Here is a 12762-nt window from a genome sequence, read left to right as displayed (position 1 = left end):
CGACCCTGCAGATCCGAAACGACACCAACAGAAGAGTTTTCATGACCTGGACCACTGACAACCAGAAGAACCTGATGCTGTTCTCTGGTCGTGCCCATCCCGAACTCGCCGAAGCAGTCGCCGATGAACTGGGCATCAAGGTCACCCCGCAGACCGCCCGCGACTTCGCCAACGGCGAACTGTTCGTTCGTTTCGAGGACTCGGTGCGCGGCTCGGACGCGTTCGTCCTGCAGAGCTGCCCGTACCCGCTGAACCAGTGGGTCATGGAGGCGCTCATCATGATCGATGCCCTCAAGCGCGGCTCGGCCAAGCGCATCAGCGTGATCCTCCCGTTCTATCCGTATGCCCGCCAGGACAAGAAGCACCGCGGGCGCGAGCCGATCTCGGCCCGTCTCATCGCCGATCTGCTCAAGACCGCCGGCGCCGACCGGATCATCACCGTCGACCTGCACACCGATCAGATCCAGGGCTTCTTCGACGGGCCCGTCGACCACATGCACGCGCAGGGGCAGCTCGCCGAGTACATCCGCGGCAAATACGGCACCGACAACATCGCGGTGGTCTCCCCCGACTCCGGTCGCGTACGTGTCGCGGAGAAGTGGGCCGACACCCTCGGTGGCGCACCACTGGCGTTCATCCACAAGACCCGCGATCCGTTGGTGCCCAACCAGGTCAAGTCCAACCGCGTCGTCGGCGAGGTGGAAGGACGCACCTGCATCCTGATCGACGACATGATCGACACCGGCGGCACGATCGCCGGCGCGGTGCGGGTTCTCAAGGACGCCGGGGCGGGCGACGTCATCATCGCCACCACCCACGGTGTGTTCTCCGACCCCGCGGCCGAGCGCCTCGCGAACTGTGGCGCCAAGGAGGTCATCGCGACCGACACCCTGCCGATCCCGGCCGAGAAGCGCTTCGCGAACCTCACCGTCCTCTCCATCGCCCCGCTGCTCGCGCAGACGATTCGCGAGGTCTTCGAGAACGGTTCTGTCACAAGCCTGTTCGACGGTATCGCCTGACCCTTCGAGGCTCGCTCCGCTCGCACCTCAGGGAACAAAAGGGACGCTCCGCTCGCACCTCAGGGAACAAAAGGGACGCTCCGCTCACACCTCAGCTCTTTGCTCCCTAATCCGAGAGAACGACCTGCTCCCTGAGGAGCGAGGAGCGCAAGCCGCCGGGCCGAGCAAGCGACGAAGGAGCGCGTCGAGGTCGACGAGCCACGAAGGGCTGCGCAGTCGACCCGGGTACCGTGTGACCCGTGGACGCGACGATCTATCACAACCCGAAATGCTCGACCTCGCGGAAGGCATTGCAGGCCCTGCGCGACGCCGGCATCGAGCCGACCGTCGTGAAGTATCTCGACGAGCCGTACAGCCGCGACCAGCTCGTCGAGTTGTTCGCCGATGCCGGGCTCACGCCCGCACAGGCGGTCCGCAAGCGGGAGGCCCTGTACAAGGAGCTCGATCTCGCATCGGCCACCGACGATCAGATCCTCGACGCCATGGTCGAGCACCCCGTCCTCGTCGAACGTCCGATCGTCGTGACCGCCAAGGGCACTCGCATCCCGCGACCCATCGACAAGCTCGACGAGATCCTCTGAGCGCCGGCCGCGGTCGGGTCAGGCCGGGACAGCCGGCGCGGGCAGTGGCCGCTGCACCGACGGCACGGCCAGGGCGACCACACCTCGCACCAGCGCCTTCGTCATGTCGAAATAGTCGAAGTAGTCGCGCCACACCGTGATCCGGCCCTCCCGCACCTCGAAGCGGCCGCACACCCAGAACTGGAGATGCAGCCGGCCGAGTCGGAGTTCGTCGACCCGCTCGGTCAACACGACGCCGGTGTCGTCGGAGCTCACGTTGATCATCCGGTAGTTGAATCCCACCGAGTCCTTGCGTGCCACTCCGCCCAGGACACCGGCCACCTTCCGCTTCCCGCGGATCGTCGGCAGCGAGACGTTCGTGTAGGCGATGTCGTCGTCGATGGTCTCCAGCGCGGCGGGTACGTCGCCCCGCGCGAACTCGGTCAGAAGGGTCGTCACGATCTCGATCGGCGTCTGTGGGGTCATGGCAGACCAGTATCCCCGAGCTCGGCGCCGACAGCGGGCGATGTGACATCCCAGCAGGTCGTCGACTACTCTGGTCGCCGTTGTCTCGGCGAGGGTGACCCAGTCACCGTTATCGGCGCGGCCATCGTAGTTCTCCTCGGTCGGCGACCGGCGGGTTCCGCGGTCGGTGTTCGTGCCCGGTGTTGCTCGTCGCGACGCCGACAGACCGCACACCACCCACGAGGAGACCCACATGTCGAACCAGGCCAGCAAGCTCTCGGTCAGCACCCGCACCGAGAAGGGCAAGGGCGCAGCACGCCGTGCACGTCGCGAGGGCAAGGTTCCCGCCGTGCTCTACGGCCACGGCACCGATCCGCAGCACCTGCACCTGCCTGCGCGCGACTTCGCCGCGATCCTGCGCAACAACGGCCTCAACGCCATCATCGACCTCGACATCGAGGGCGACAGCCAGCTGGCGCTCACCAAGCAGGTCGACGTCCACCCGATCCGCAACTACATCGAGCACGCGGACCTGCTCATCGTCCGTCGCGGTGAGAAGGTGACCGTCGAGGTCGCCATCATCGTCGAGGGCGACGCCGCCCCGGGCACGCTGGTCGTCTCCGACACCAGCCTCATCGAGGTCGAGGCGGACGCCCTGTCGATCCCCGAGCAGATCGTCGTCAGCGTCGAAGGTGCCGAGGCCGGCCTGTCCGTGCACGCCTCCGATCTGGACCTGCCCGAGGGCGTGACCCTCACCGCCGATCCCGAGACCCTGATCGTCGCGGTCACCGAGGCGCAGCTCGCAGCCACCGAGTCCGACGCCGACGGCTCGGCCGACGCCGCAGCCGAGGGCGAGGCCGCCGACGCGGCCGAGGAGTCGGAGTAACCCCACCCTCGACTACTCGGTACGAGTGGTGAAATTGATTGTCGGCCTGGGTAATCCCGGGTCCAGGTACGAGAAGACGAGGCACAACGTCGGCGCGATGGTCGCCGACGGCCTCGTCGCCTCGGCCGGCGCGCGCTGGAAGGTGCACAAGAAGTCCGGCGCCGAGGTCGCCGAGGTACGCCTCGGCGGCCAGCCGGTTCTCGTGGCCAAGCCGCGCACCTACATGAACGAGTCCGGCCGTCAGATCGGTCCGCTCGCGAAGTTCTACTCGGTGTCCGTCGACGACCTGATCGTCGTCCACGACGAACTCGACATCGACTTCGGCGCCGTCCGCCTGAAACGCGGCGGGGGCGAGGGCGGCCACAACGGGCTGCGGTCGCTCAGCCAGGCACTCGGCACACGCGACTATCTGCGTGTGCGCATCGGCATCGGCAGGCCACCCGGCCGTCAGGATCCCGCCGATTTCGTGCTGAAACCGTTCCCGTCCTCGGCTCGCAGCGAGGTCGAACTCCTGATCGCCAACGGTTGCGACGCCGTCGAACTACTGGTCGGACAGGATCTGGAGTCCGCACAGAACACCGTGCACGCCTGGTGAGGACCCCCTACCGGGCGGCAGCGCGGCCGTAGAATCGCTGCGGCAGGCAATGCGAAGGGATCGGCAACAGTGGTCAACCTCTCGGTGAAGACCGGACACCAGAACGTCTCGATGCTCGGCATCGGCGCCTACCGGCCGCGACGCCTGGTCAGCAACGACGAGGTGTGCGAGGTTCTCGACTCCTCCGACGAGTGGATCTTCGAGCGGAGCGGCATCCGCAATCGCCGCTGGATCAGCGGCGACGAGAGTGCACGGTCCATGGCCGCCGCGGCCGCCGAGCGGGCCATCGCGAACTCCGGCATCGCGAAGGACAAGATCGGCGCGTTGATCCTCGCCACCAACAGCTGGAAGACCAAGATCCCCCACGGCGGGCCGATCGTCGCCTACGACATCGGCCTCAACGGCATCCCGGCCTACGACGTCGCCGCCGGTTGCGGCGGTTTCGGCTACGGGCTCGGGGTCGCTGCCGACACCATCCGCGCCGGCAGCGCCGAGTACGTCCTGCTCGTCGGCGTCGAGACCATGTCGGTGGTCATGGATCCCACCGACCGCAACACCGCCTTCATCTTCGGCGACGGCGCCGGGGCGGTGGTCGTCGGCCCGAGCGCGGACAACGGGATCTCCCCGACCGTCTGGGGCAGCGACGGCGAGAACGCCGAGGCGATCGGCCAGAACTGGGACATTCCCGAGTACATGGACCGTGCGCAGGCCTACCAGGACAAAGACCCCGAAACCGACCCGGTCGGACGTATGGTCGTGACGATGGCGGGACCCAAGGTGTTCCGATGGGCGGCCATCACCCTCCCCAGGGCCCTCGCCACCGTGCTGGAGACCTCCGGCGTCGGCGTCGAGGACATCGAAGTCTTCGTGCCCCACCAGGCCAACGCCCGCATCAACGACCTGATGAAGAAGAACCTCGGGTTCCCCGACGACCTGCCGATGGCGAACGACATCGAGAACACCGGGAACACCTCGGCGGCCTCGATCCCGCTCGCCATGGAGGAGATGCTCGCGACCGGCAAGGCCAGGGGCGGGCAGACCGCGCTGCTCCTCGGCTTCGGCGCCGGCCTCAGCTACGCCGGCGCGGTCGTGACCCTGCCCCCGGCCCCGGCGATCACCAGCTTCGACTGACGACCCACTGCTCCCACTCCGAAAGAATCACACACCCCTGGTCCCTGAGGTGCGAGGAGCGCAAGCGACGAGCCACGAAGGGCCCGGTGAGTTGCTTTGCGAGACCCTTCGTGACGCGCCCTCCGCAATCTCCGGGCGCTCCTCATGGAGCGGAGCGGGCAGCCCCCCGGACCAACGGTCACGCATTCTCCTTGCGGAAGACCGACGTGCCCCAGAGGGTTCCGAGTCCGGCGAGTACCAGCGAGGCAAGGACGCCCCACAGGACCTGAGCACTGGCGAGGTCGCCGGAGAAGGTGTCGCGCACGGCGTCGACGATCCACCGGAACGGCATGAAGTCGCTGAGGCTCTGCAGCCACGACGGCCCGAGGGTCATCGGGAGCAGGATGCCCGACAGCAACAGGACCGGCATCATCACCATGTTGATGAGCGGCGCCATCACGTCCTCGCTTTTCGTGGTGAGTGCGAGGGCGTTCGACGCCGCGGCGCACGCACCACCGATCAGCATCGTGATGACGATGCCGAGGATCACCCCGACCACCGAACCGCGCATGCCCATGAGGTAGCCCAGCACCACCAGGATCAGAGCCTGGACGAGAAGCTGCAGCATGTCCCGCATGAGGCGACCGGTGAGCAGCGCCGTGCGGCTGGCCGGGGTCACTCGCTCCGCCTCGATGACGCCTTCGCGCCATTCGCCGATCAAGCTGAAACCGGCGAACAGCGCACCGAACAGCCCGAGCTGCACGAGCAGACCGGGAACCAGGAACGTGTACGGGTTGTCCGCGCCGCCCGGGAACTGCGCGACGAGCGGCTTCAGCAGTGGCCCGAACAGCACGAGGTAGAGGATCGGCTGCATCACCCCGATGAGGACCCAGGCCGGGTTCCGCAGGTTCATGCGTATCTGGCGGTGGAACACGATGGTGCTCTCGCGCAGGAATGTGGTCATCGGTTGGCCCCCTGCTGGTTGAGTTCGGACGGTGCGGCGTCGGCCGCGCGGAGATCGGGATCGGTTGTGTCCGAGGCGATGTCGTTGCCTCGTTCGGTCTCGGCATCGCGCAGCGACCGGCCGGTGAGGGTGAGGAACACGTCGTCGAGCGTCGGCCGGATGACCTCGATGGAATCGAGGGTGATGCCCGCGGCGTCGAGGTCGCGCAGCAACCCGGGAACCGCCCGGCCGGCCCGGGGCACCCGGCTTCGGACGTGCCGGCCGTCGACCTCGATCCGGCCTTCGCCGCTGCCACCGGTGACCGAGGCCAGCTTCTCCGCGGCGGTGGACACGGCCGCGGAGTCGGCGACCTCGAGTGCCACCAGATCACCGGACACCTGTGCCTTGAGGTTGTCGGCGGTGTCGGCGGCCACGATCCGGCCGTTGTCGATGATGAGGATCCGGTCGGACAGTTCGTCGGCCTCGTCGAGGTAGTGCGTGGTGAGGAAGACCGTTGCGCCGCGATCGGTGCGTAGGCGCCGGATGTGGTCCCAGAGATTCGCCCGGGCCTGCGGGTCGAGCCCGGTCGTGGGCTCGTCGAGGAAGACCAGGGACGGTTCGTGGACCAGTCCCATCACGATGTCGAGGCGGCGCTTCTGGCCACCGGACATGTTCTTGGGCTGCCGTTCCCACAGACCGTCGAGCTGCAGCTGAGAGAACAGGGCGTGGCCGCGGCGCGTCGCCTCGGCCCGGGACAGTCCGTAGAGCATGCCGTGGTCGACGATCTCGTCGCCGGCCTGCGCCTGACTGAAGGTGCCGCCGGCCTGCGAGACGTATCCGATGCTGCGCCGGACCGAGACCGGGTCGGCGACCACGTCGAATCCGTTGACCGTCGCGGTTCCCGCAGTCGGCCGCAGGAGCGTCGTCAGCATCCGCAGCGTCGTGGTCTTGCCCGCGCCGTTGGGACCGAGGAACCCGACCACCTCCCCCTCGGCGATGTCGAGATCGACACCGTCGACGGCCCTCACCTCGCGTTTCTTCTTCCCTTTCCCGGTGTGGAACACCTGGACCAACCCGCGTGCGTGGATCATGCGGACTCCCCTTCTCCGTGCCGTCGACGATGAGCTGACCGGCGTGGTGGCTGTTGCGTTCTGCGTTGCGCGCACGTCATCGTGTGCTGATCGTCGTACCTGGAGGCGACTTTCCGACGCCCCGAATGTGTTCGACCGATCTGCGGACCAGCATTTCGCGCATCGAGGACGACTTCGGTCCGCATTTGGCGACCCGGTAACGATTCCGAGCGGGGTACCGCTACTTCCCAGTAAGAGACCGTGTGAGTACGGTCGTATGTCGGGTCACATATTCGCCGGGCACGTTTTGGAAGGGTTCACCATGGCGGTCATCGCAGACACCACTGGCATCAACAACATCGGCATGCTCGGCATCGGCGCGTACCGCCCCGAACGCGTCGTCACCAACGACGAGATCTGCGAGCAGATCGACTCCTCCGACGAGTGGATCTACACCCGGACGGGAATCAAGACCCGCCGGTTCGCACGTCGCGACGAGAGCGTCATGGAGATGTCGGTCAACGCCGGGCGCAAGGCGATCGCCAACGCGCTGCTGCAGGGCTCCGACATCGACGCGGTCATCCTCGCCACCAACACCCACCTGCTCCTGACCCCGGCCGGCGCCACCAAGGTCGCCACCGAGCTGGGAGCCAACGGCGTCCCCGCCTTCGACGTCACCGTCGGCTGCGCCGGCTTCGGCTACGGCATGGCACTCGCCTCGGACATGATCCGCGGCGGCAGCGCCACCCACGTGCTGGTCATCGGCGCCGAACAGCTCTCGGTCGCCCTCGACATGACCGACCGCACCAACTGCTTCATCTTCGGCGACGGCGCGGGTGCCGTCGTCGTCGGACCGACAGAGGAACAGCAGCTCGGCCCGGTGATCTGGGGGTCGGACGGCTCCCAGTTCAACGCCATCCGCCAGGATCACGACTGGGTGACCTTCCTCGACAGCGACCGCACCCAGCGCCCCTTCTTGCGCATGGAGGGGACCGCGGTGTTCCGCTGGGCCGCCTTCGAGATGGGCAAGGTCGCCCACCGCGCCCTCGAGGCCGCCAAGCTCGGCTCCGAAGACCTCGACGTCTTCGTCCCCCACCAGGCCAACGCCCGCATCAACGAGCTGCTCGCCAAGAACCTCAAACTGCGCGACGACGCGGTGGTGGCCAAGGACATCGAGTACACCGGCAACACCAGTGCCGCCTCGATCCCGCTCGCGATGGAAGACCTGCTGTCGACCGGCAAGGCACAGCCCGGACAGACCGCTCTGCTGCTCGGCTTCGGCGCCGGACTCTCCTACGCCGCGCAGGTCGTGACCATGCCGCCGGTTCCGTTCGAGTAGGACATCGGTATCGAGTGCGGGGGCAGTGTGAGCCGCTCAGCGGCTCACAATGCCCCCGGATTTGTCATGCAGGCCGGTCGCGCTGCAGGTCCAGCGCGTGGCGGACACGCGCCACGACGTCATCGGGCCGCTCCCGCAGGTCACTCCACGTGAAGTTGAGAACGGTCCAACCCAGTGCGATGAGGTCGTTTCGGCGTCGGCGGTCTCGCTGAAACGTCTCCGCGTCGCGATGGAACGCCATGCCGTCGATCTCGACTGCCAACTTCCGGTCCGGGAACGCGAGGTCGATGAAGTAGCCGCCGGCCGGGTGACCGCACGACCAACCGCTCACACCCCCGGCGCTCAACACGTCGACGGCGAGGCGCTCTGCCACCGAGCGTGCTCCGGATTCGACGCCGTCCACGAGAGCCGCGATCTCGGCTCCGTCCTCTTTGCCTCGTCGACGATCGGCGGCGACACGTAGCTGACGCACCGAGACCTTGCGAACGAGTAGAGCATTGTCGAGGATGCCACTGTCACTCTCGACCGCGGCTTCGAGCACGGACAGCGGCAGCGCTGTCACCAGCAACTCCTTGCGTGTCGCCACCTCCGCGTCCGCGAGGCGGCGACGCCGAACCCGAACGCCCTCGACCGGAGTGCAGTGTCGTGATCGCGGTGCGGTGACCGTGAACTTCTTCGGCGGCCCGTCCGCGAGCCCGTGCCACCACGCGGCCCCGAGTCCGGACAGCGCCGCGCAGCTGCCCACGCTCGCGACTGCCAGTCGCGCACGGGTGGTCGAGGTCGTCGGATGATCGGCCAGCGTGTACACCCCGCGTGAGTGCGGTATCCAGTCTCCGGAGTCGACCCGACGCCGCACCCCGGACCGCGTGAGACCGAACTCGAGTGCGTCGGCCATGGTGAGTACCCCGTCACGGGCGAGAGCGCGGCGTCGAAGGCCTGGGGGAAGCTGCACGATGATCAGACGCAGAGCGGGGTGACGGGTTCCCGCCGGGGGCCGGGGGCACCAGCTGTCACAGACCGGCACAACCTGCCCCCGGTGCTCATCCGCGCGCGAGTTTGGCCGCCCCCTGCAGGCCCGGTAGCCTCGAACCTCGTGAGTTCCGAGGTGATCAGTCGCGAAGTGACGCGTCGTCGTACCTTCGCCATCATCTCCCACCCCGACGCCGGCAAATCGACGATGACCGAGGCGTTGGCGCTGCATGCGCGGATGATCAGCGAGGCCGGTGCCGTCCACGGCAAGGCGGGCCGCAAGTCGACCGTCTCGGACTGGATGGAGATGGAGAAGGCCCGCGGCATCTCCGTCAGTTCGACGGCACTGCAGTTCAACTACTCCGCGGCCGTGCAGGCGGATCCCGAGGTCCCGAGCGTGATCAACCTCGTCGACACCCCGGGGCACGCCGACTTCTCCGAGGACACCTACCGTGTGCTGACCGCGGTCGACGCGGCCGTGATGCTCATCGACGCAGCCAAGGGGCTCGAGCCGCAGACCCTGAAACTGTTCCAGGTGTGTCGCCACCGCGGCATCCCGGTGATCACGGTCATCAACAAGTGGGACCGGCCGGGACACAGTCCGCTCGAGTTGATCGACGAGATCCAGGAGCGGATCGGTCTCACCCCGACACCGTTGTTCTTCCCGGTCGGCATCGCGGGCGACTTCCGTGGCCTCCTCGACCGGCGGACCGGCGAGTACGTGCACTTCACCCGTACCGCCGGTGGCGCCAAGATCGCGCCCGAGGAGATCATGTCCGCCGACGACGCGCAGGCCCGTGAGGGCGACGAGTGGTCCTCGGCGCTCGAGGAGAGCGAGCTGCTCACCGAGATGGGCCAGGACCACGATCAGGAGCTGTTCCTCGCCGGGCAGACCTCGCCGATGATCTTCGCCTCGGCGATGCTCAACTTCGGTGTGCGGCAACTCCTCGAGATCCTGGTGGAGCTCGCCCCGCCGCCCGGCCCCCGGGCCGACATCGAGGGCAACCCCCGCCCGGTCACCGACCCGTTCAGCGCGGTGGTCTTCAAGGTGCAGGCCGGGATGGACTCCAGCCACCGGGATCGATTGGCGTACATGCGGATCGTGTCCGGCGAGTTCGAGCGCGGCATGGTCGTCACCCACGCACAGACCGGAAAACCGTTCGCCACCAAGTACGCCCAGGCCGTCTTCGGCCGCGACCGCTCGACGGTCGACACCGCCTATCCCGGCGACGTGGTCGGCCTGGTCAACGCGACCGCGCTCGCACCCGGCGACACTCTCTACGACGGCCCCCGAGTGCAGTTCCCGCCGATCCCGTCCTTTGCACCCGAACACTTCTCGACGCTGCGCGCCACCACGGCCGACAAGTACAAGCAGTTCCGCAAGGGCATGGATCAGCTCGAGAGCGAGGGCGTGGTCCAGGTGCTGCGCAACGAGACCCGTGGCGAGGCCTCACCGGTGCTCGCCGCCGTCGGACCGATGCAGTTCGAGGTCGTGACCGCCCGGATGAAGGCCGAATACAACGTCGATACGATCATCGAACCTCTGGGTTACAGCCTTGCCCGCCGCACGGACGCCGACAGCGCGGCCGAACTGAACCGGCAACGCGGCGTGGAGGTCTTCACCCGCACCGACGGCGCGGTCCTGGCCCTCTTCAGCGACAAGTGGCGCCTGCAGTACATCGAGAAGGAACACCCCGACCTCACCCTCGAACCCCTTGTCGCGGCTGCGGATTGACCGGTCGGTGAGCTCGCGGGGACGACCCGTGCGCGCCGCCGTGCTGCTGGCCGCGGCGGTGTCGGTGTGCGTCGCCGCCTGCGGCTCGGACACCCCGCCGCAGTCCACGGCCACATCCTCGACCCCGACGCCGACCTCGCGGCCGGTCGATCCCGCGATCTGCGCCGAGAAACCGCCTCAGGGCAGCGTCGACCGCAGTGGTCAGGACTTCGAGTTCCGCCACGGGGACATCAAGGTCGCGGTCGGGAAGACCCCCGCAGACTCCGGTCGCGGACCCGCGGCGGGCGCCACCCCCACCGACGAGCCGAACTGCTACGAGTTCGACCGGTGGGGACCGTCGCGACCCGACGTGCCACCCGACTCACTGCTCTTCGTGTTCAAGGACGCCGGGACCGGCGGCGCGCAGATCGAGTTCCTGATCAGTGAGCTGACCGGCGGGCTGTTACCGCCCGTGGGCGCGACGCGTCCGACCGTCGGACCGCTGACCAGGCCGATCAACGCCCAGATCGGCGTCTCGATCAACGGCGTCTACCACCACTCCTCCGCATGCCAGCTCAGCGTGACCGGGATGTCGGGCGAACTCGCGGCCGGATCGTTCACCTGCCCGGCGGCGACGCGGGTCGACGCCAACCCCCTCGCTCCCGACGACGACGTCCCCCACGACCTCGACGAATCGTCGACGACGAAACGACCGGACGCCGAAGGCAATTCGACGGACACCGTCGCACTGTCGGGGTGGTTTCAGCTCACGCCCTGAGACACATGGCGCGAGGTGGCTTCGACACGGCTCCTCGACCTCGACGCGCTCCTTCGTCGCTTGCTCGGCGCGGCGGCTGCGCTCGTCACCGGCTCAACCAGCGGCGGCACCGACGATCCGTGCCACCAGTGCGGGGTCGACGTCGTCGATCGCGGCCGGATCGAACACGGGACTCCGGTCCTTGTCGACGAGCACTGCCCGCACACCCTCGCGGAAGTCGTTGGTCTTCGTGATCTCCTGCGCCGCATGGAGTTCGCGGTCGAAGCACTCGTCGATTCCCGACTTCGCACCGGCACTGATCATCGCCGCGGTGACCCAGAGGCTCGTGGGTGAGGCGCTCTCGAGCAGACCCACCATCTCCTGGGCCCAGTCGTCGCCGACCGCGCCGCGCAGGCCGCCGAGGATGGCGTTGACGTTGTCGTCGGCGAAGTACTCACCGATCTTTCGCAACGGCACGTCGCTCGTCTGCTCGGTGCCGGAGGTGGCCAGCGCGTCGGCCAGCGGTGCGCCGGAACGGATCATGTCGGCGACCGCCGGCAGGTCCGCGGAGGAGACGAAATGCGTTGCCAGACCGACGGCCACCGCGTCGACACCGCGGATCCGGGCGCCGGTGAGACCGAGCCACATGCCCACGCCTTCGGGAAGCCGCGGAAGGAAGTAGGTCGAACCGATGTCCGGGAAGAATCCGATCGCCGTCTCGGGCATCGCGATCATCGCCTTCTCGGTGACCACCCGGATCTCGCCGTGGACGCTGATGCCGAGTCCGCCGCCCATCGCCGGCCCGTCGATCAGGCTGATGTACGGCTTCGGGTAGTCGGCGACGAGCTGATCGAGTCGGTACTCACTGCCGAAGTATCTGCTGATCGACGCCGCATCGCCGTCGATGGCGTGCTCGCGGATCGCGCGGATGTCACCACCGGCACAGAAGGCCCGCTCGCTCGCCGAGGTCACCAGGACGGTGTCGATCGCGTCGTCGTCACCCCATTCGCCGAGGGTGACGTACATGTCGTCGATCATGCTCTGGTCCAACGCATTGAGGGCCTTGGGACGGTCCAGGACGATCTCGCCGACGCCGTTGGACACGGAGGTGCGGAGAAAAGACATACCCCAACCGTAGCGGTGACCCCGACCGGCACGCGTGGCAGATAATCCGTTGGCAAGTCCGAGGGCATCCGCTACGGTGGTCACCACTTGCACGCGGACTCGAGGAGTGATCCACCCGATGAAGAACTGAAGTGGCCCCGGCCGCCGGCAACCTGCCGGTGGACCTCACCGACGACTCGTCGGTGTTCCCGACCCACTTCAGGAGCGCTC

General features: G+C 67.6%; 13 protein-coding genes. 8 read left to right on the top strand and 5 right to left on the bottom strand.

The features are described from left to right. Positions 1 to 41 precede the first annotated feature (41 nt). Together AC3B6C_RS15040 and arsC are read left to right on the top strand one after the other, a co-directional pair. A complete protein-coding gene (locus AC3B6C_RS15040) occupies positions 42 to 1019 on the top strand; it encodes a ribose-phosphate diphosphokinase (RefSeq protein WP_010844290.1) in 978 nt (325 codons plus the stop codon). 239 nt (positions 1020 to 1258) lie between these two features. Further along, on the top strand, positions 1259 to 1600 hold the full coding sequence (gene arsC, locus AC3B6C_RS15035) for an arsenate reductase (glutaredoxin) (RefSeq protein ID WP_010844289.1): 342 nt from the start codon (positions 1259 to 1261) through the stop codon (positions 1598 to 1600). Positions 1601 to 1618: 18 nt separating this feature from the next. Here the strand turns inward: arsC and AC3B6C_RS15030 are convergent, their stop codons facing one another. Beyond that, on the bottom strand, positions 1619 to 2065 hold the full coding sequence (locus tag AC3B6C_RS15030; RefSeq protein WP_488373325.1) for a limonene-1,2-epoxide hydrolase family protein: 447 nt from the start codon (positions 2063 to 2065) through the stop codon (positions 1619 to 1621). 232 nt (positions 2066 to 2297) lie between these two features. Here AC3B6C_RS15030 and AC3B6C_RS15025 point away from each other — a divergent pair, with 232 nt between their 5' ends. The 3 genes from AC3B6C_RS15025 (at position 2298) to AC3B6C_RS15015 (ending at position 4656) form a co-directional block, all read left to right on the top strand. Beyond that, positions 2298 to 2930 (top strand): 50S ribosomal protein L25/general stress protein Ctc, encoded by a 633-nt coding sequence (locus AC3B6C_RS15025; protein WP_488373324.1) that lies wholly within the window; start codon positions 2298 to 2300, stop codon positions 2928 to 2930. Positions 2931 to 2958: 28 nt separating this feature from the next. Further along, on the top strand, positions 2959 to 3525 hold the full coding sequence (pth, locus tag AC3B6C_RS15020) for an aminoacyl-tRNA hydrolase (protein ID WP_035718102.1): 567 nt from the start codon (positions 2959 to 2961) through the stop codon (positions 3523 to 3525). Positions 3526 to 3636: 111 nt separating this feature from the next. After that, complete coding sequence (locus AC3B6C_RS15015) at positions 3637 to 4656, top strand: beta-ketoacyl-ACP synthase 3 (RefSeq protein ID WP_051129850.1); 1020 nt, start codon at positions 3637 to 3639, stop codon at positions 4654 to 4656. Between the two features lie 178 nt (positions 4657 to 4834). Here AC3B6C_RS15015 and AC3B6C_RS15010 read toward each other — a convergent pair whose 3' ends face one another. Beyond that, on the bottom strand, positions 4835 to 5599 hold the full coding sequence (locus tag AC3B6C_RS15010; RefSeq protein ID WP_010844284.1) for an ABC transporter permease: 765 nt from the start codon (positions 5597 to 5599) through the stop codon (positions 4835 to 4837). After that, positions 5596 to 6669 carry an ATP-binding cassette domain-containing protein gene (locus AC3B6C_RS15005; protein ID WP_055475282.1) on the bottom strand — a complete coding sequence of 358 codons (1074 nt, stop codon included), beginning with the start codon at positions 6667 to 6669 and terminating at the stop codon, positions 5596 to 5598. The genes AC3B6C_RS15010 and AC3B6C_RS15005 overlap by 4 nt, the downstream gene beginning before the upstream one ends. A 301-nt stretch (positions 6670 to 6970) precedes the next feature. On the opposite strand from AC3B6C_RS15005, the gene AC3B6C_RS15000 reads away from it, so the two are divergent. Next, complete coding sequence (locus AC3B6C_RS15000) at positions 6971 to 7987, top strand: beta-ketoacyl-ACP synthase III (RefSeq protein ID WP_010844282.1); 1017 nt, start codon at positions 6971 to 6973, stop codon at positions 7985 to 7987. 64 nt (positions 7988 to 8051) lie between these two features. Here AC3B6C_RS15000 and AC3B6C_RS14995 read toward each other — a convergent pair whose 3' ends face one another. Beyond that, positions 8052 to 8939 (bottom strand): DUF559 domain-containing protein, encoded by an 888-nt coding sequence (locus AC3B6C_RS14995; protein ID WP_488373323.1) that lies wholly within the window; start codon positions 8937 to 8939, stop codon positions 8052 to 8054. A 141-nt stretch (positions 8940 to 9080) separates the two neighbouring features. Here AC3B6C_RS14995 and AC3B6C_RS14990 point away from each other — a divergent pair, with 141 nt between their 5' ends. Together AC3B6C_RS14990 and AC3B6C_RS14985 are read left to right on the top strand one after the other, a co-directional pair. Continuing rightward, positions 9081 to 10691, top strand: coding sequence for a peptide chain release factor 3 (locus AC3B6C_RS14990; RefSeq protein WP_010844280.1), 1611 nt, complete (start codon positions 9081 to 9083; stop codon positions 10689 to 10691). Between the two features lie 28 nt (positions 10692 to 10719). After that, positions 10720 to 11448 (top strand): hypothetical protein, encoded by a 729-nt coding sequence (locus AC3B6C_RS14985; protein ID WP_156354194.1) that lies wholly within the window; start codon positions 10720 to 10722, stop codon positions 11446 to 11448. A gap of 93 nt (positions 11449 to 11541) precedes the next feature. On the opposite strand, the gene AC3B6C_RS14980 is transcribed toward AC3B6C_RS14985, so the two are convergent. Then, the gene (locus AC3B6C_RS14980) at positions 11542 to 12552 is read right to left on the bottom strand and encodes an enoyl-CoA hydratase/isomerase family protein (protein ID WP_488373322.1); all 1011 of its coding nucleotides are present in this window, start codon (positions 12550 to 12552) and stop codon (positions 11542 to 11544) included. Positions 12553 to 12762 lie beyond the last annotated feature (210 nt).

Source organism: Gordonia sp. 11cp (assembly GCF_057767225.1).
Note: the sequence above shows the minus strand (reverse complement) of the source record. Positions and strands in the feature narration are given on the sequence as shown.

What these genes read in the sequence shown, in the direction of transcription:
- AC3B6C_RS14980 (WP_488373322.1), bottom strand. Translation starts at nt 12,552, where the DNA reads ATGTCTTTTCTCCGCACCTCCGTGTCCAACGGCGTCGGCGAGATCGTC.
- AC3B6C_RS15010 (WP_010844284.1), bottom strand. Translation starts at nt 5,599, where the DNA reads ATGACCACATTCCTGCGCGAGAGCACCATCGTGTTCCACCGCCAGATA.
- AC3B6C_RS15025 (WP_488373324.1), top strand. Translation starts at nt 2,298, where the DNA reads ATGTCGAACCAGGCCAGCAAGCTCTCGGTCAGCACCCGCACCGAGAAG.
- AC3B6C_RS15040 (WP_010844290.1), top strand. Translation starts at nt 42, where the DNA reads ATGACCTGGACCACTGACAACCAGAAGAACCTGATGCTGTTCTCTGGT.
- AC3B6C_RS15015 (WP_051129850.1), top strand. Translation starts at nt 3,637, where the DNA reads ATGCTCGGCATCGGCGCCTACCGGCCGCGACGCCTGGTCAGCAACGAC.
- AC3B6C_RS15000 (WP_010844282.1), top strand. Translation starts at nt 6,971, where the DNA reads ATGGCGGTCATCGCAGACACCACTGGCATCAACAACATCGGCATGCTC.
- AC3B6C_RS15005 (WP_055475282.1), bottom strand. Translation starts at nt 6,669, where the DNA reads ATGATCCACGCACGCGGGTTGGTCCAGGTGTTCCACACCGGGAAAGGG.
- AC3B6C_RS15030 (WP_488373325.1), bottom strand. Translation starts at nt 2,065, where the DNA reads ATGACCCCACAGACGCCGATCGAGATCGTGACGACCCTTCTGACCGAG.